This window comes from Noviherbaspirillum pedocola (assembly GCF_016632335.1).
GTDB lineage: Bacteria > Pseudomonadota > Gammaproteobacteria > Burkholderiales > Burkholderiaceae_D > Noviherbaspirillum_A > Noviherbaspirillum_A pedocola.
In genome coordinates this window covers 15,215-32,715 of the sequence record NZ_JAEPBG010000027.1, presented here as the reverse complement: position 1 = coordinate 32,715, position 17,501 = coordinate 15,215, and the positions used below count along the sequence as shown (strand labels likewise).

The following is a 17,501-nucleotide window of genomic DNA, read 5'->3' as shown; positions in this document are numbered from 1 at the left end:
GATCAGCGATGCGCGGACGACTCGTTGGGAATGCCCTCGATCGGCGCTTCCTCGGTGCCCGGCGTGGAGCGTGTCATCGCCTCGACCATCTTGCGCGTGCCTTCAGGATCGCTGATCCACTTGCCATAGAACTGGTATGGGCAGGTGGACACACCGTTCGGATCCTCGCCGGAATTGATCTTCCCGGTATAGCCGCGATGCAGCAGCTTGTACAAGTGATTCTGCGACTGCATGTTCTTGCGCGCATCGCGAATCATCGATGTCGACAGCTCGGCATACTGGATGCCCATTTCCTCTTCGCCGCATTCGCCCAGCGTGCGCCCGTCGAAGCCGATGATGGCCGAATGGCCGAAGTAGGAATACACGCCGTCGAAGCCGGCCGCGTTGGCCACTGCCACATAGACGTTGTTCATCCATGCCATGGCCTTGGAGACGAGGATCGTCTGCTCCTTGCCGGGGTACATGTAGCCCTGGCAGCGGATGACCAGCTCGGCGCCGCGCATGGCGCAGTCGCGCCAGATTTCCGGATAGTTGCCGTCATCGCAGATGATCAGGCTCATCTTCATGCCCTTCGGGCCTTCGGAAACATAGGTGCAGTCGCCCGGATACCAGCCCTCGATCGGCACCCAGGGCATGATCTTGCGGTACTTCTGCACGATCTCGCCCTTGTTGTTCATCAGGATCAGGGTGTTGTACGGCGCCTTCTTCGGATGCTCTTCGTGGCGCTCGCCGGTCAGCGAGAACACGCCCCAGACGTTGGCCTTGCGGCAGGCCTCGGCAAAGATCTCGGTTTCCTCTCCGGGAATCGCGGCGGCGGTGTCGTACATCTCCTTGGAGTCGTACATGATGCCGTGCGTCGAATACTCGGGAAAGATCACCAGGTCCATGCCCGGCAGGCCGCGCTTCATGCCGACCACCATGTTGGCGATGTTGCGCGCATTGGCAAGGACTTCCGCTTTGGTGTGCAGGCTCGGCATCTTGTAGTTCACCACCGCCACGCCCACGCAATCCTTGCTGCTCGAGATGTCTCCATGTCTCATTGCTTTCTCCTCAGGTAAAAGATGGCCTTTGCTCACACCGTGAGATAAGACCGAACTGCTTCCAGGTCCAGACTGCCCTTGTCGTCACAACGCACAATCCGGCCGCGATCGATGACTGCGACGCGGTCGGCGACTTCCAGCGCGAAGCTGAGCACCTGCTCCGAGACCAGGATGGCGATTCCCAGCTCGGCGCGCAGTGCATTCAGCGAGCGCGCGATTTCCTTGATGATGGAAGGCTGTATCCCCTCCGTGGGTTCGTCGAGGATCAGCACCTTGGGCTTGGATACGAGCGCCCGTGCAATGGCCAGCTGCTGCTGCTGGCCGCCCGACAGGTTGCCGCCCTTTCTGCTCTTCATTTCCCGCAGCACCGGGAAGAAGTGGTAGATGAAATCCGGGATGCCGGGGTAGCGACCGGTTTCCAGCCCGGTGAGGATGTTTTCCTCCACCGTCAGCTGCGAAAAGATCATGCGGCCCTGCGGCACGAAGGCCAGCCCCGCCTGCACCCGCTTGTAGCTTGGCAGTCCCGCGATGTTGCGGCCGTCCAGGCTGATGTGGCCGGCACGGGTCGGCACCATGCCGATGAGGGATTTCAGAAGGGTGCTTTTGCCCATGCCGTTGCGGCCGACGACGGCGGTCGCCGAGCCGTCGGGCAGGTCGAGGGAAACATGATGGATGACCTGGCTCTCGCCATAGCAGACATCGATATCGGAAATGCTCAGCAAGGCAGTTCTCCTCAATGACCGAGATACACTTCGATGACGCGTGGATCGGCCTGCACTTCATCGATGGTTCCTTCCGAGAGCAGCTTCCCCTGGTGCAGGACCGTGACGCGATTGGCGATCCACTTGACGAAGTCCATGTCGTGCTCGATCACGACGAGCGACTTGCCGAGCGCGATCGACTTCAGCAGCTCGGCCGTCTGCTCGCGCTCGCGCGGCGACATGCCGGCCACCGGTTCATCGAGAAGCAGCAGTTCCGGCTCCTGCACCAGCAGCATGCCGATCTCGAGCCATTGCTTCTGACCATGCGATAGCGTGCCGGCCTTGGTCTTCAGATGCGCGGCGAGCATGATCTGCTCGGCTACGCTGCAGATGCGTTCCTTCACCTGCGCCGTGCGCTTGAAGAAGACCGAGGCCCAGATGCCATGCGCCTGCGGTATCGAAATCTCGAGGTTTTCCGCCACCGTCAGGTCTTCGTAGATCGACGGGTTCTGGAATTTTCGGCCCACGCCGCGGCGCACGATCTGGAATTCAGGCAGGCCGGTGAGTTCGATATCGCGGAAGCGGATGCTGCCGGAGGTCGGCCTGGTCTTGCCGCAGATCATGTCGAGCAGCGTGGTCTTGCCCGCGCCATTCGGCCCGATGACGACGCGCAGTTCCTTTTCCGCGATCTGCATGCTCAGGTCATCGACCGCCTTGAAACCGTCGAAGGAAACGGTCAGGTTTTCAACGGCGAGCACCTGCGTTGCGGTATCCGCAAGAACGTCAAGCGCTCCATTGGCGGCGCTGCCGGCCGGAACAGTGGTCATGGTGGGCATGCTCATCCTCATAAGGCCTTCACTCGCAACAGCCGCTGCAACGCGCCTGCCAATCCATTCGGCATCACAGCGACGACGATGATGAACATCGCTCCCAGGAAGAACAGCCAGCTTTCCGGAAACTGCTCCGAAAGATAGGACTTCAGGAAGCCGACGACGAGCGCGCCCATCACAGCGCCCGGCACCGAGAGCCGGCCGCCCAGCGCGGCATAGATCACCATTTCTACCGAAGCCACCGAGCCGACCAGCGTCGGCGTGATCAAGCCGACCTGCAAGGTGAACAGCGCGCCGCCGACGGAAGAGAGAATCGCGGCAATCGTGAAGACGAATGCCTTGATCATGGCGGTGTCATATCCGGAGAAGCGAACACGATCTTCCCGATCGCGCACCGCGATCATGATCTTCCCGAAGCGGGTATGCAAAAGCGCGGCGCTGAGCGCCATGGCCACGATCAGCAAGGCGACTTCAACGAAGTACACATAGCGTTTGCTGGCCTCGCTGGTGATCTCCATGCCGAGCAGGGTGCTGAAATCGGTAATGCCGTTCGCGCCGCCGGTCTCGCCCTGCTGGCCGACGATCATCACCGTCATCGCCAGGGCCAGCGAGATCGTCACGATGGCGAAGTACACGCCGCTGACACGTTTCTTGAAGACGAGATAGGCGAACGGAAAGGCAACCAGCGCAGGAACCACGAGAATCGCAGCCACCGTGAAGCTGAAGTGGTGGAACGGCTCCCACCATGCGGGCAGCTTTTCCACGCTGCTCCAGCTCATGAAGTCCGGCAGCTCCGTTCCCGAGGCTTCGAGCTTCAGGAACATTGCCATCATGTAGCCGCCCAGTCCGAAGAAGATGCCCTGGCCCAGGCTCAGAATGCCGCAGTATCCCCATGCCAGCACGATGCCGATCGCCACGAAGGCGAAGGAGAGGTACTTGCCCACGGCCGAGAGCCAGAAGGGATTGAGCGTGGCCGGCAGCACCAGCAGCAACAGCGCCGCGATGCTCAGGTGCGCGATGGGCTCGGCCCTTTTTTCCAGGGTGCGCATGTCAGCTCCTGACTTTCGACGAAAAGAGCCCGTTGGGCCGGAAATACAGCACCGCGATGACGAACAGCAGGATGCATACCTTGGCCATGGAGCCGCTCATCAAATACTCGAGCGTGCTTTGCGACTGCGCGATGAGGAAGCTCGAGGAAACCGTGCCGAACAGGCTGGCGACGCCGCCGAACACGACGACGATGAAGGAATCGACGATATAGGCCTGGCCGGTGCCGGGATTGGTCGAGCCGATCATCGTGAAGACTGCGCCGGCAATGCCGGCAAGGCCCGAACCGAGCGCGAAGGTCAGCGCGTCGACCCGGTTCGTGTCGATGCCGACCGCCGAACTCATGGCGCGGTTCTGCGTGACGGCGCGGGCGCGCAGGCCGAGCCGTGTCTTGTACAGCACCAGGTAGACGCCGAAAGCGACGACGATCGTCAGCCCGATGATGAAGAGGCGATTCAGCGGCAGTTCAATGTCCGGCGTAATTGCCCAGGCGCCGCTCAACCAGGATGTCAGCGGCACCGAGACTTCCTGGGCGCCGAAAATCGAGCGATAGGTTTGCTGAAGGATGAGGCTCAGGCCCCAGGTGGCGAGGAGCGTGTCGAGCGGGCGGTTGTAAAACCAGCGGATAAAGCCGCGCTCCAGCAGGTAGCCGAAAGCGAATGTCACCGCAAAGGCGAGAAAAATGCCGACGAACAGATAGATCCCCATCAGCGATGGCAGATAGCGCGAGAAGAACTGCGCGGTGAGATAGGTGATATAGGCGCCGAGCGCCATTAATTCGCCGTGCGCCATATTAATGACGCCCATCAAGCCAAACACGATGGCCAGGCCGAGCGCCATGAGCAGCAGCACGGTAAACAGGCTGAGCCCGTTGAATAACTGAATCAATATCGTGGAAAAGGACATAGGGGCCCCTGCCATGAAATGGAAGTCGGATCGGGGCCTGAATGCGGCCCCGGCCTGCGATCACGCCCGTCTTAAAGCTTCGGGAATGGATTCGGCTGCATGACAGGAGATTCGTAGACGATGTCGAACTGGCCATCGCTGCGTGCGCGGCCGACACGCACCTTCTTCGCGACATGATGATTCTGTTCGAGCTGGATCGTCCCCTCGGGCGCATCGAAACTGATGCCCGGGGATGCCGCGATGACCTTGTCCACGTCAAAGGATTTCGCCTTTTCGACGGCAAGCTTCCAGAGGTAGACCGAATTGTAGGCGCACTCCATGGGATCGCCGACGACGCGGTTCTGCCCGTATTTCGCCTTCAGTGCTTTTACGAATTTCTCGTTTTGCGGGTTTTTCAGGCTTTCGAAATACCCCATGCAGGCGTAATAGCCGACGGCATTATCCTTGCCAATACCATCGATCTCATTTTCGGAAACGACAGTCGACAAAAGATTCTGTTTATCGCCGCCGAGTCCGGCTGCCTTTAATTGCTTGTAAAAAGCGACGTTGCTGCCGCCGACGACCGTGGAATAAACCCAGTCCGGTTTGGCGGCCCTGATCTTGTTGATAATCGAAGAAAATTCGGTATGGCCCAGCGGCGCGTATTCCTCGCCGACCAGTTTTCCGCCAAGGCGGGCTATGGTGGGCTTGGCAATCTTGTTGCAGGTGCGCGGATAAATATAATCGGATCCGACAAGATAAAACGTTTTGCCGTTCTGTTTTGCCATCCATTCAATGGCGGCAATTACCGATTGTGTCGCTTCCTGCGAAGTGTAAATAACGGATTTATCCTGTTCCAGGCCTTCGTAATAAGTCGGGTAATACAGCAGCCCATGCCCCTGGTGCAGCACCGGCAGAATCGCCTTGCGGGAAGCCGAGGTATAGCAGCCGATGATCGCGGCAACTTTGTCCCTTTCCAGCAATTTCTTGGTTTTTTCTGCGAAAGTCGGCCAATCGCTGGCGCCATCTTCAATGATGGGCTCGATTTTTTTACCCATTACGCCGCCGGCGGCATTGATTTCATCGATGGCGAGCTTCTCGGCATCGACGAGTGAAGCCTCGGCAAGCGCGATCGTTCCGGTCAGCGAATGCAGCAAACCGAGCTTGACGGTATCGCCTTCCGCAGCGAAAGCGGATTTGGGCGAGAGAGCAAATCCGGGAATAGCGCCGGCGGCAAGAATTGTGGCGCTGGATTGAAGAAATTTGCGGCGATTAATCTTATTCATTGGATGTCTCCTCATTGTTCGAGTAATCAACACGGCAATTGGGATGGAACACAATCATGCTTCTTTAACGCTCCCCAAAAGCGCTAAATTTGCGGACAAAAAAAGCCCCGAAAAGACGCAATAACGTCTGTTCAGGGCTTTTTTGCCTTGTATCCCGGCCGACTTTGTTGGCGGCTGATACGAGTGTATTAATCCAATGAATCGAGAGTATCCATTTTTCCCCAAGCATGTCAAGCGATGGATTTAAAATTTTTCACGTATAGATAATTGCCTGGCGGATCGCTTATTCAGTGGCTCGTTTCTTCGGGTAATCAATTGAGATACAAAAACATTTCATATCAATGCGAGTGGCTTTTGCGCGGTGTTTCGGATAATGCCTTCGATATTAAAGACGGGTTGAGGGTCTGGTGTTTTTTCGCCCTACTGCAGTTGCGGTCCTCCTGCGATTCACGGCAGGTACATCGATTCTCAATGGAGCGCATGTTTCCATGTCTGGCTGGAATTTCCCCTGGTCGGGAACAGCCTGGTTGTCTGCCACCGGAACCTCGAAGCGAAAGTGCTACCAATTGATACCCAGGAGGCGGCCGGTCGGCATGTCTGGCGCGCAGGGCCGGCGCGCGGATTTGCGTGTTTGTCGGCAGCCCTTCGAGCCGATACGCTCGTGTCCGCTGTATGCGGCGCTGATGCATCGCGTTACGGACCATTACAATTCGTTGCTCATCCACCTCATCGCCTTGGGCACTATGCATGGGCAGGCACAACTGCTAAACCACTTGAGATGAGGACCTTATGAACAAACTGATCGCTGCTTTGATTGCCACCGTGTTTGCAGGCGCCGCCTTTGCTCAAGCGCCGGCCACCACCACGACCACTGCGCCGGCCACGAAGGCTGAAGTGAAGGCTGATGCGAAGGCTGACAAGGCGGACGCCAAGGCCGACGAGAAGGTCGTCAAGGCAAAGGCGGAAGAGACGGCTACCGATGCCAAGGCGGATGCAAAGGCCCAGAAGACCCATGCAAAGGCACATGCCAAGGCCGAGAAGAAGATTGCTTCGGCCGAGAAGGACATGAAGAAGGCGGATGCCGACGCCGCACAGAAGTAAATCCTCCGCTTCATGAACAGAAAGGCCCACGCATGTGGGCCTTTTTTCGTGCCCGCCTTGCCAGCTCGCCTGGCGCAAAAGCGTTCTCAATAATGACCGGACGCGTCTCCCATCTGCGCGCGCAATTCCCGCTGCCTCTTCAGGCATGCACACAGAAACGGGCGAGGTTGTGAGCTGCAGGATGATTCACCGCTTTTCCGCACGATGCTCCATCCTGCCGCTGCATGAATAAGCCTGCCGAGGTCTGCAGGTCCGTGCATCTCCACTGATCCCGGGTAGGAAAGAGCGGTCCGATGCACGCCTGTTCGTGCCTTGTGAGCACGGGAGAATCTTACTGTGCTCTAGCCGAAATATGCTTCTCTTTATCGGAATTTTTCCGCGTTTTACGGAATATCCATCTAGAATCCAGTTGGTTTGCAGATATTTGTTCTGCATGCAATCTTGGGGGGCAAGCTTGCCATGAAAGGAAACGAACTGGACGACATCGACCGCAAGATCCTGCGGACCCTGAGCCGCGACGGTCGCATCAGCAACCAGAAACTGGCCGAGACGGTGAATCTGTCGGCGACGCCTTGCTGGCATCGGGTGAAAGCACTGGAAGACGCCGGTTTCATCACCCAGTACGCGGCCCTGCTCGACCAGCGCGCGCTGGGACTGCCGGAAACCGTCATCATCGAAGTCACTTTGGAGCGGCATGACGACGAAATCTTCCAGCGCTTCGGCGATGCGCTGGCGGAATTGCCGGAAGTGATGGAAGCGTATCTGCTCACCGGCGAATACGACTATCTGATCAAGGTCGCCGTGTCGGGAACCGACGGCTATGAGCGCTTCCTGCGGCAGAAGCTGTACAAGATCCCGGGCATACGCCACAGCCGCTCGACCTTCACCCTGCGCTGCCTGAAGCGGGTGCATTCAGTCACGCCTTAGCGACGCGCCGCTATACTCGCTTACCCCTTATCGCTTGCCAGGAGCAGTCATGCCGCACCAGCGCCTGAATCCGGACACCTTGTATCGCGCCGCCGGAGATGTCTACAGCCAGATCGTCCGCTCGGAAGCCGGCACGCAATGGCATATCGCCGGCATGGTGCCACTGGACCGCAATCGCCAGCTCGTCGGCGAGGACGACATGGCGGCGCAGGTAAGGCAGGTGATGCACAACGTGCGCCTGGCGCTGGACGCGGTGGGAGCAGGCCCGGAGCATATTGTCCGCATCCATATCTACACGACCGACATGGACCGCTTCATGACGCAAGGACGCGAACTCCTGTACGGCTTCTTCGGCGATGCGCCGCCGGCGTCGACGCTGCTGGGCGTGGCGCGCCTGGCCGACGCGCGTTATCTGGTGGAAGTCGAGGTGACCGCGGTCAGCGGCTGAACGGCGCCTGCCGTACGCAGGCATCCATGCCCAGATCCCGCATGCGCATCATCCTTGCAGCAGCCAGCGCAACGCGTTCGTGAGCTGCCCATCCGCGCGTGCCAGTTCTTCCAGGATGGTGAAGTGATTGGCTCCCGCGATCGGCGCGATCCGGCCGGGCAGGCCGGCGCGCAGCGCCGCATAGTCCTCGGATTGCCGCTGCAACTCCGGCAGCTCGTCCAGGCCGTAGGCCAGCACCATCGGATGCGCGCTCGGTGCCAGCCGCATCGGGCTCAATGCCGCCGCGTCCGCATCCGACAGGCCTAGCTTGTCATTGATGTAGGACAGCCGTATCGGCTCGAGATCGAATACGCCGCTGATGGACAGGCCGCCGACGATGCCGGGCTCATCCATGCTCATCGCGGTCAGATGCCCGCCGGCCGACCAGCCTGATACCACCATGCGTTGCGCATCGCCGCCCAGTGCCGGAGCCTGATCCCGGATACAGGCGATCGCGGCGCGGACCTCGTCCACGATCTGCGCCAGCGTCGCGTCGGGCGCGAGCGTATAGCCCGGCATCGCGACATGGATGCCGTGGGCCAGCGGCCCTGCGGCCAGGAAGCTGAACACTTCCTTCGCCTGCATCTGCCAGTAGCCGCCATGAATGAAGATCAGCACCGGCCCGGGCCGCGAGGCCGCGAAGTAATCGATGCGATTGCGCGGCCCCGGGCCATAGGCCAGATCGAGGTGCGCGGGAAAGGCTGCGCGCAGCGCATCGCTGCGCTGTCGGAAGTCGGCGAGGATGGCTGGGGTATCGGCGACCGCGCGGCCGTTGTTGTATGCGGCATCGAGCGATGCCTGGTCCATGTCGCGATAGATGGGGTTCATGTTTGCCCGGGCTCGTGTAGGCCGCCTGCATGCGGCGGCGGAAGGTCAGCCAAGGCTTATCGCCGGAATCCGGTGATGCTGTCAAGTCGCGGCGGCGCGCAAGCCGAAGCACGGCACCGGCTTGCGCGCCATCCCCGTGGGCCGGGCGTCTTGCCCTTTCCCGGCGCGCTTCTCCCCGATCGCCGCTTCAGAACGGCAGCCGCATCAGGCCGCCATGCTTGCCGCCCGGCGCGTCGTCATCCGCGTCATCGGCGTCATCCGCATTCCCGACCGGCGGGCAATGTCTGGCGCCGTGGACATAGCCATTACCCTGGCCGTATCCACGTCCATGGCCTCGTCCATGTCCATGACCGCGTCCGTGATGATCAAACCGGGGGCAGGTGAAAGTCATGCTCTGCGCGCGGTTCAAGCCGCCGCTGCCGGCGCTGACGAAGTCGCCGAGCGCAGCGCCGGTGGCGCCGTCGTAGCGCAGTACCGCGGCGCGCGCATACACCGCTACATACAGGTCGCCATCCGGCCCGAAGCGCATGTCGCTGACATTGGTCAGATTCGGATCCGGAACGCCGAGCAGCTCGCCAGTTTGCGCATCGTAGAAGCGCAGCCCATTCGTTGCGCCCTGGGTGACGGCCAGGATGCCCCTTGACGACACATCGAGTTCGACGTTGTAGGGCCCGAACACGCCCGGCACGAAGATCGCGCCGCTGTGGCCCGCAGACGGGTACGGCTGCCCGGTGTCGCCATGAAAGCGCAGTACGTCCGTGGTCCAGGCATTGCCCACGTACAGGTCGCCGTTCGGACCGAAGGCGATGCGGTTGGGCTGCTGCAAGCCGTTGCCGGAAGCGAACACGTCAATGAAGGCGCCGGTTGCGCCATCGAATCGGACGATGCGGTTCTTGTCCCAGTCCGCGACATAGACATTGCCGTCCGGGCCGAACTTCACATCGTCCGGCCTGCTGATGCTGCCGACTCCACTGTTGTTGGCGGCGATGAATACCGAGGTCGTGCTGCCGTCGAAGCGCAGCACCTGAAGGGTATTGAAGCTGGTCATGTACAGCAGATGGTCCGGGCCGACCGTCATGCCCTGCAAGTCGTTGAGGCCGCCGCTTCCGTTGGGCACGAGGATGCCGAGAAACGCGCCGGTGCGATCGTCATAGCGATAGACGGTTTCGCCATTGCCGCCGACCAGCAGATCGGCAAGAGCGGGGGAGATGCCGGCGGCGCCAAGCGCGACCAGCAGGAGCGCGCCGCGCAGGAGCCGGCGCAGCGCAGGGTTCAGGCTATGCATGATCTTCCTCCATGATCGCCAGCGCCGCATGCAGGCAAGCGATGCCGGCATGCCGGAAGCTGTGGCGAAATCAACCAGGGAATTTCATTGAATGCCAATCGGCGCGATGCGGTTTGCGCTACTTCAGTCCGCACTCAAAACGCGCATGCAACGAACAGCACTGCGAAGTGCCGCGCGTTCGACGGTGTGCGTTCCCTGCTGCGTGTGGCGGCGGACTACCGGCTCTGCGCAGTCATTGACTGGTTTCATCCGCAAGGCTACCTGCGCTGAAGCAAGCCTCAGGAGCTGATAAGTCGGGCATGGCCAGCCGGCGGCAATGCGCGTTCAACGAGGCACGATGCGAAAACTGACTACCCACACCCAGGGATTCGTCGCCCAACTGCCGGTGCCGTTGATCCGTTCCCACAGCGAGCGGTAGGCAGCCAGTGGCGATGCGAACGGCGGCAAGTCCGGCGCGCCGCGAAATCCGTCCGCTGTGCGCAGCAGCCCTTCGGCCATCGCATCCGAGGGGCTGCAATCCTGCAGCCGTTCGCTGCGCACATCGATGACCTGCAGCAGGATGCGGCTGGCCCGGCGCGGCATGAACAGCGGCGAGCGCGGCCGCGTCCATGCGCCGGACGGCGGCTTGCCGTCGGCCCAGTACCAGATCGGATCCTCCGGTTGCCAAAGGCGCGGCGGCAGGGTTTCGCGGATGTTCGGGCCGCTGAAGCTTTCCTTGGCCCAGAGTCGGTCATTGGCAAGACCGTAGGGCGACTTGCCTGCCGGAAGAGCCGCGATCGGCGTGGCCGGGTTGGCGCCGCGGATCGTGGTTTGCAACGATGCCCCGGGGCGATCGGGCTGCGGCTTGATGATGCGGCGGGTCTGCGTCTTGGTTCCGGCCAGCAGCGCGCGGATCATGGGGGCGCTGAAGAGTATTGATTTTTCATTCATGGGATGGTTTTCGTGGCAGGCGGCGGCCGCTATGGTCATTCAGGAGCGGCGAACACTGATTCTTGCCGCGTTAGAAGATTTTCGGTGGATTTCATGCGAGCTGCGTTCACCGTTTGTTGCACGCCTAGGGTTTTCTTGCAGTCGCCGCACGGCGCATTTAATTTGAGCGATGCCAAACAACGCAATGATAAAAGCATCGAGCGGTTGTACGGTCGGCCATTTCTGCTTTATAGAAGGAGTGAACGAGCCTCCCTAAGCCATTCATGTATCCGGTAAAAGGCAGATTCCAAAGGATTGGAAGCCTTGAATTCGTTTTTCAGCAGAGGCGGGATCGTGGTGCCTGACAAGCTTGAATCGCATGCGTCATGCAAAATACAGACCGATTCTCAAATCTTTGATCCATTCGATCCGATTGCCGTATTCAAGCGCGCGTTGGATCTGCATTATCGGTGCAAGGATGAAGTTGATGAAACGTCCTCCCGCATGCTTTTCCGGGATTTGGTCAATCTGACGATTGGATTCGAGGAATTGGGTCGACGCTCCGGTATCAGCAGCAAGAGCCTGCACCGCATGCTGAGCAAACGGGGTAATCCAACCAGCAGAAACATGTCGACAATTATCTGCTGCCTTCGCAATGTGTTGGATGTCGAAATTCTGGTGCAGGTGAAATCGAATTCGCGCACGTAGTGTTTCGCTTGCGTTCTCGGAATCGGATGCATACGAACCATCGCTTTTTGCGTTCTTCACTGAAAAGTTTCAGAAAAATGGTGTTTCGAAGCTGGTGCGGCATTTGGCCTGGATGTATCGATATTCTTTTCGTTTTCAAAACGCGTAACACCGAAAGTGCGGAGGTTTCATGCATTGAGACTGAGCACGCTACGGTTGATCTACATGGAAACTTACCCCTAAATTTTTTGGCGCATCACTGTGTGAGTAACGTTTATGTCGGAGGGATTGATGCAGGCCAAACCGTATTGCAATGTCGATTCACTGAACTTCTCTGTTTAAATAAATTAGCTAGCAAAGAAACAGCTTTTTCATACTCGCGATGGACATCCTCATCGTCCCTGCGTTGCGGTTGGCATGCGTTCATTAGCGAGATCGAATGCCCATATTCGAGGAAAAACGCATTTCGATATGGATGCTTCACTCCGCTAATGCCCGCCCAGCGAATTCAACACGACATGGGATTCAAAACGGACAACGTCGGGCACAAAAGACAGAAATATCTTTCGAAATGCTGATTTCAGTGGACGTCTTCTCGAACGCGGAACGGAGAAAACCAGATGAGCAAGCGGAATATTGCAATTATTGGAGCAGGCGGACATGGAGAAGTCGTGGCAAGCGTAATCCTTGCCGCGGGCGATTCGGTTGCGGGTTTTTATGCCGACGTTCCATCGATTTGGGGCAGCGTTGTCGCGGGCATTCCCGTCATTGGACCAATCAGCGAAATATCGTCCTCACGTTGCTCGCACGCCATCATCGGCATCGGCGCCAATGATGCACGGAAGAGAATCGCCCAGGAACTGGATATCGAATGGGCAACCGTCATGCATCCGTTTTCCTGGGTACATCCCGAAACGGAGATTGGCCCCGGAACGCTAATATGCGCCGGCGTCATCGTTCAGCCCGGAGCCCGTATCGGTTCGCATGTAATCCTGAACACCAAGGCGAGTGTCGATCATCACTGTCGCGTAGGCGATTACGCGCACATTGCCGTGGCACATCTCGCAGGCGGGGCGTCGATTGCGGAAGGCGTGTTCATGGCCTTGAGCAGCACGGTGCTGCCCAAGGTCCATGTCGGCGCGTGGGCCACGGTGGGGGCCGGCGCGGTCGTGAAAAAGAATGTCGAACCGCATAGCACCGTGGTCGGGAATCCTGCGCAATCGCTCTCGGAATTACGTGCGCGGCACAAGGTGGCGCATTGAGGGCGGGCTGAATGCGCGGTCCGCCTGGAAGAGCGGAAGCAAGCGCTGCTTCCTGCGGCAAGGGAGCAGGCATCGACATGCGGGCTGCATCGGAGAGCGCAAATGGCTAATGAGCCAGGGAGTGATGGGGGGGTGGCCAAGCGGTAAAGGCACCTGGGCGTTACAGGTCCGGGGTTATTCGTTGGTTCGAATCCAACTCCCCCCATTCAGTCTTGCGGGATAGGGCCGCATGAGGTTCCCCGACCGGCAAGGCGCGCTGCCGCGACGCCTCGCCGGTCGGTGCTCTGGCTCAGGGCAGAACCGCCGCCGCCGATGCCTGCTGAATCAGACGGTCCGCATCCCGCTGCAACAGGAAACGCTGCGCCACCAGGCCATTCGCCGCCTTCGTCACCGCGGTGACATAGCCGGCCTGGGTACCGTACATCGATTCCAGCGATGGCCGGGCGTCGCCGGCGGCCAGGCGCGCTGCTTCGGTGCGGTGGAAGGGGATGTAGGAGCCGGTCAGGTTGGAGGTGTCGATGATGCCGGGCGTGGCCACATAGTTGAACTCGATGCTGGTGCCCAGCGGCGCCTGCACTTCCACGGCATGGATGCCCGCCATCGGCAGGCCGGTCGCGGCATCAACCTTCGGCACCATGATCGCGTAGGTCTTGCCGGTGTTGGCCGGCGGCAGTTGCGTCGCGATGCCGGATTCATCCTGCGGAATGTACTGCGGGCCGAAGTCGAGCAGCGGGAAGTTGTTGTAGCGGGCCAGGTAAGTGAAGTCCGGAATCGCGGTCTGCGTGCCGTTGACTGCCCAGGTCAGGCCGCGCATTGCCGGAAACTTCAGGTCTTCCGGACGCACCAGCGTGCCATTGGCAATGCTCGGCACCTGGCTCGCGGGCGGGGCGATGTTCTTCGTCACCCAATCTTCCAAGTCGATGAACAGCGCGCGGAAGGTGTCGGTGTGATGTGCGACCGTGCCGCGCGGATAGACATCAGTGCTCGGGCTGTAGACGATCGAGGACACGCCGCCGTTGCCGCCGTGCTGGGTGCCGGCGTAGTAGTAGATGCGCACGTTGTCGGGCTGCGCCAGGTCGCGCAGGCCATAGGCATCGGTCAGCGCGGGCGAACCCTGCAATTGCCAGAACTCGGTGCCGGACAGGCCGAGGAAGAACTTTGGACAGGTATTGCTGGCGGCGCAGCGGGTCATCACCCCGCCCTTACGGCCGGTAAGGTCGTCGACATAGTCCTTGTCCAGTCCGCGCGGCGCGGTCTGGCCGAAGGCGGTGTGGTCGGTGCGCAGTCCGCCGCCGCCGCCCGGCACCGCAAAGCGGGTATTTACATTGGTCTGGCGCGCGGCCACATGCGCATAGATCCCGTCGAAGACCTTGCCGCCGTCCAGCGCCTGATTGAAGCCGAGATGCAGGAAGGTCTTCATCGCATTGCCCGATTGCGACGTGCCCTGGCCGATGGTGTTGACGATGCCGCCGGCCACGGGATTCGGCGTTCCCTGCGCATCGGCCGCCTTGTTGCGGAAAAAGCTCACCGTGTCGCGCAGCGCGGCCAGGCCCACGCCCATCACCAGCGGGTCCTTGGCGACATACACCAGCTCGTACAGATATTTCGGATCGAAGCCGCCTTTCAGACAGACCTTCGCCGGGTCGGGCGTGCCCGGAAAGGCATTGGACGCGGTGTCGCAGTTGGCGAACTTCCAGTCGGTGGCGGGGATGGTCTCGCGCGGATCGGTTTCATTGACCCGGCGCGTGAGCGCATAGCCGGGCTGGGTGTTGTCCAGGCTTACCGGCGCATACGGCATCATCGTGCCGTTGAATACGCCGCCCGGTAGCGTCATCACCGGTGTCGCAGTGCTCGGCACCAGTTCCGCGCGATACGGACCCGTGATCGATGAACCATCGCGGTTCTTGGCCATCGGCACCGATACCGTGAGCCGCTGCGCGCTGCTCTTGGGCACATCGCCCTGCCAGGCCGAGTACAGCAGCACATAGCCGCGCTCCAGGTACACCGCGTCGCTCGGCGTCGTGGTCGGGTTGACCATGGTCAGGATGTTGCCGCGGTTGGGCGCGTCGTAGCGCAGTACGCCGCCGGCTTTGCTCATGTCCTTGGGCTTGAGCATGACGAAGTCGGCCTTGTACTCGACCATGCCGCGCGCATTGACCGGCGCCAGCGCCACGTCCTGGATGATGGCGTTCTTCGGATCCTTGGGATCGACTTCGCCGCTGATGGTGCCGGTGAGTTGTTCATAGGCGCCCGCCGCGCCATAGCTGGTGCCGGGCGTGAAGTCGGTGCGTGCCGTGATGGCAAGCGTCTGACGCGGCGCCGAAGTTGATGCATCGTTGCCCGATGCGGTGGCTTGGTCGTCGCCGGAGTTGCAGGCGGCAAGCGCTGCGGCGGCCAGCAGCGCGGACAGGGTGGTGGTACGGATGGTCATGGTCTCCTCCTTGCAGGTGGTCTCTTTGTTGAGGCAAAAACTTCCCCGCGGCGCGCGCGGCGCCGTGCCTTCGGGCTTGCGGTTTGTCAGGTGCCGTTGCCGGCAGACGCGCGTTTCAGTCCGGCGTATCCGGTATCTCCATGGCCAGCAGCAGGGCGCTGAAGCATTTGCCATGCGCATCCAGCGCCAGCGAGCGTGTGACGCCGCCGCCCAGCGCCTGGCGCATCACGAAGTTCAGCGCGCCCAGCTGTGGCAGCGCATGACGCGTGACTTCGCCGTGCACGATGCCGGCGAAATGCGCGCGCACCCGCTCGGCGGTGACATGGCGCTCCAGCAGCGCATAGTGCCGGCGGTCATAGGCGATCAGGGACAGGTTCGAGATGTCGCCCTTGTCGCCGGCGCGGGAATGGGCAATCTCATGCAGCTTCATCTTGCGACTCCTCGAAATGGATCTGCGGCTGCGCCAGTTCGCGCGGCAGCAGTGCCGACAGCACCGCCACCACCTGGCGCGCCGATTTGGTTGCGCCGCCACCGCCGGCCGGGCCGCAGGTGTACAGCGCCTCGACCTCGTTGCCGATCACGGCCGCGTCCTGCAAGGTCTCGGTGCGGGCGGCGATGCGCACCCGCACCTCGCCTGGTTCGCATGCGGCATTGCTCGTTGCCATGCCGCCGGCGATCGCGTTCATGCCGATCAGGTCGCAGCGCAGTTCGCTGTACCGCGCGCCGATGATGCGCAGGCGTTCTTCGACGATGTCGATGGCGAGTTGTCCGCGTGCGGCCGCGCCGGGACCGGCATAGGAAATCTGGCCTTCGCCGATATGGCTGTCGATGTAGCCGATCGACACCTTCAGCGTCGGCGGCCTTTGCCTGCCACGCGCGCCCGAGATGCGTACCCGGTCCGGGCTTTCCTCGACAATCTGCACGCCGGAGAAGTCGGCCACCACGTCCGGCGTGACGTAGCAAGCCGGATCATGGATCTCGTACAGCAGCTGTTCGGTGCAGGTCGCAGCGGTCACCATGCCGCCGGAACCGGCGACCTTGGTGATGACGGCGCTGCCATCGGCCGACACTTCAGCGATCGGGAAACCCAGGCGCGCCAGGCCCGGCACATCCTTGCGGCCCGGATCGGCGTAGTAGCCGCCGGTGATCTGTCCGGCGCATTCCAGCAGATGGCCGACCACGGTGCCCTGGCCGAGCCGGTCCCAGTCATCAAGGGCCCAGCCGAATTCATGCAGCAGCGGCGCCAGCACCAGCGCCGGGTCCGCCACCCTGCCGGTGATGACCACATCCGCGCCCGCGGCAAGCGCCTGCGCCAGCGGCTCGGCGCCGAGATAGGCATTGGCGGAGACGATGCGTTCGCCGAGCGACGCCACCGGCGCGCCATTGTCTTCGATGCGGTAGTCGCCGGCGACGAGCATCTCCAGCACATCGTCGCCGCTGATGGCGGCAATCTTCAGCGCTGGCAGGCCGAGTTCACGGGCGATATCGCGCGTGGTCCTTGCCGCGGCCAGCGGATTGGCCGCGCCCATGTTGGTCAGGATGCGGATGCGGTTCTTCGCGCACAGCGGCAGCACCGCCCGCATCCGTGCGGCGAGCAGCGGATCGAAGCCGGCCGAAGGATCGCGCATTCGGGCCTGCTGTGCGATTGCGATGGTGCGTTCGGCCAGGCATTCGAAAACGAGGTAATCGATGTCGCCGCGTTCGGCCAGCTCGACGGCGGGCTCGATGCGGTCGCCGGAATAACCGGCGCCGCCGCCGATGCGTATGGTTTTCATGGGTATTCCCTTTCGGTCGG

Annotated in this window: 17 protein-coding genes and 1 tRNA gene; 5 read left to right on the top strand and 13 right to left on the bottom strand. The window is 61.1% G+C overall.

Annotated features, from left to right (window positions below):
• Window positions 1–2: 2 nt before the first annotated feature.
• The 6 genes from JJB74_RS29730 to urtA all read right to left on the bottom strand — a co-directional run bounded on the left by JJB74_RS29730 (window position 3) and on the right by urtA (window position 5,789).
• Window positions 3–1,040, bottom strand: coding sequence for an aliphatic amidase (locus JJB74_RS29730; RefSeq protein ID WP_200598182.1), 1,038 nt, complete (start codon window positions 1,038–1,040; stop codon window positions 3–5).
• Window positions 1,041–1,072: 32 nt separating this feature from the next.
• A complete protein-coding gene (gene urtE / locus JJB74_RS29725) occupies window positions 1,073–1,762 on the bottom strand; it encodes an urea ABC transporter ATP-binding subunit UrtE (RefSeq protein WP_200598181.1) in 690 nt (229 codons plus the stop codon).
• An 11-nt stretch (window positions 1,763–1,773) separates the two neighbouring features.
• Window positions 1,774–2,577: an urea ABC transporter ATP-binding protein UrtD gene (gene urtD, locus JJB74_RS29720; protein ID WP_234484971.1), complete on the bottom strand. Its 804-nt coding sequence runs from the start codon at window positions 2,575–2,577 to the stop codon at window positions 1,774–1,776.
• Window positions 2,578–2,585: 8 nt separating this feature from the next.
• Entirely contained in the window at window positions 2,586–3,620 is a 1,035-nt protein-coding gene (gene urtC, locus JJB74_RS29715) for an urea ABC transporter permease subunit UrtC (RefSeq protein WP_200598180.1), read from the bottom strand.
• Window position 3,621: 1 nt separating this feature from the next.
• Window positions 3,622–4,524, bottom strand: a complete 903-nt coding sequence (gene urtB / locus JJB74_RS29710) for an urea ABC transporter permease subunit UrtB (RefSeq protein ID WP_200598179.1) — start codon at window positions 4,522–4,524, stop codon at window positions 3,622–3,624.
• A gap of 71 nt (window positions 4,525–4,595) precedes the next feature.
• Window positions 4,596–5,789 carry an urea ABC transporter substrate-binding protein gene (gene urtA / locus JJB74_RS29705; protein WP_200598178.1) on the bottom strand — a complete coding sequence of 398 codons (1,194 nt, stop codon included), beginning with the start codon at window positions 5,787–5,789 and terminating at the stop codon, window positions 4,596–4,598.
• Between the two features lie 789 nt (window positions 5,790–6,578).
• Here urtA and JJB74_RS29700 point away from each other — a divergent pair.
• The 3 genes from JJB74_RS29700 (at window position 6,579) to JJB74_RS29690 (ending at window position 8,265) form a co-directional block, all read left to right on the top strand.
• Window positions 6,579–6,890 carry a hypothetical protein gene (locus JJB74_RS29700; RefSeq protein ID WP_200598177.1) on the top strand — a complete coding sequence of 104 codons (312 nt, stop codon included), beginning with the start codon at window positions 6,579–6,581 and terminating at the stop codon, window positions 6,888–6,890.
• 459 nt (window positions 6,891–7,349) lie between these two features.
• Window positions 7,350–7,817 (top strand): Lrp/AsnC family transcriptional regulator, encoded by a 468-nt coding sequence (locus JJB74_RS29695; RefSeq protein ID WP_200598176.1) that lies wholly within the window; start codon window positions 7,350–7,352, stop codon window positions 7,815–7,817.
• Window positions 7,818–7,866: 49 nt separating this feature from the next.
• Window positions 7,867–8,265, top strand: a complete 399-nt coding sequence (locus JJB74_RS29690; RefSeq protein ID WP_200598175.1) for a RidA family protein — start codon at window positions 7,867–7,869, stop codon at window positions 8,263–8,265.
• 48 nt (window positions 8,266–8,313) lie between these two features.
• On the opposite strand, the gene JJB74_RS29685 is transcribed toward JJB74_RS29690, so the two are convergent.
• The 4 genes from JJB74_RS29685 to JJB74_RS29670 form a co-directional block, all read right to left on the bottom strand.
• A complete protein-coding gene (locus JJB74_RS29685) occupies window positions 8,314–9,132 on the bottom strand; it encodes an alpha/beta hydrolase (protein WP_200598174.1) in 819 nt (272 codons plus the stop codon).
• Window positions 9,133–9,319: 187 nt separating this feature from the next.
• Window positions 9,320–10,417 carry a Vgb family protein gene (locus tag JJB74_RS29680; RefSeq protein ID WP_200598173.1) on the bottom strand — a complete coding sequence of 366 codons (1,098 nt, stop codon included), beginning with the start codon at window positions 10,415–10,417 and terminating at the stop codon, window positions 9,320–9,322.
• A gap of 324 nt (window positions 10,418–10,741) precedes the next feature.
• Window positions 10,742–11,347 (bottom strand): ASCH domain-containing protein, encoded by a 606-nt coding sequence (locus JJB74_RS29675; protein WP_200598172.1) that lies wholly within the window; start codon window positions 11,345–11,347, stop codon window positions 10,742–10,744.
• A 363-nt stretch (window positions 11,348–11,710) separates the two neighbouring features.
• Window positions 11,711–12,094: a hypothetical protein gene (locus tag JJB74_RS29670; protein WP_200598171.1), complete on the bottom strand. Its 384-nt coding sequence runs from the start codon at window positions 12,092–12,094 to the stop codon at window positions 11,711–11,713.
• Window positions 12,095–12,633: 539 nt separating this feature from the next.
• Between JJB74_RS29670 and JJB74_RS29665 the strand changes: the two genes are divergently transcribed.
• Both JJB74_RS29665 and JJB74_RS29660 read left to right on the top strand, forming a co-directional pair.
• Window positions 12,634–13,275, top strand: a complete 642-nt coding sequence (locus tag JJB74_RS29665; RefSeq protein WP_200598170.1) for an acetyltransferase — start codon at window positions 12,634–12,636, stop codon at window positions 13,273–13,275.
• Window positions 13,276–13,401: 126 nt separating this feature from the next.
• A tRNA-Val gene (locus tag JJB74_RS29660) sits at window positions 13,402–13,480 on the top strand.
• A gap of 84 nt (window positions 13,481–13,564) precedes the next feature.
• On the opposite strand, the gene JJB74_RS29655 is transcribed toward JJB74_RS29660, so the two are convergent.
• From JJB74_RS29655 to JJB74_RS29645, 3 genes are all read right to left on the bottom strand, one after another.
• Entirely contained in the window at window positions 13,565–15,706 is a 2,142-nt protein-coding gene (locus tag JJB74_RS29655; RefSeq protein WP_200598169.1) for an alpha/beta hydrolase domain-containing protein, read from the bottom strand.
• A gap of 115 nt (window positions 15,707–15,821) precedes the next feature.
• On the bottom strand, window positions 15,822–16,136 hold the full coding sequence (locus tag JJB74_RS29650) for an AtuA-related protein (RefSeq protein WP_200598168.1): 315 nt from the start codon (window positions 16,134–16,136) through the stop codon (window positions 15,822–15,824).
• Window positions 16,123–17,481, bottom strand: coding sequence for an acyclic terpene utilization AtuA family protein (locus JJB74_RS29645; protein ID WP_200598167.1), 1,359 nt, complete (start codon window positions 17,479–17,481; stop codon window positions 16,123–16,125). Before JJB74_RS29645 ends, JJB74_RS29650 begins: the two co-directional genes overlap by 14 nt.
• Window positions 17,482–17,501: the final 20 nt, after the last annotated feature.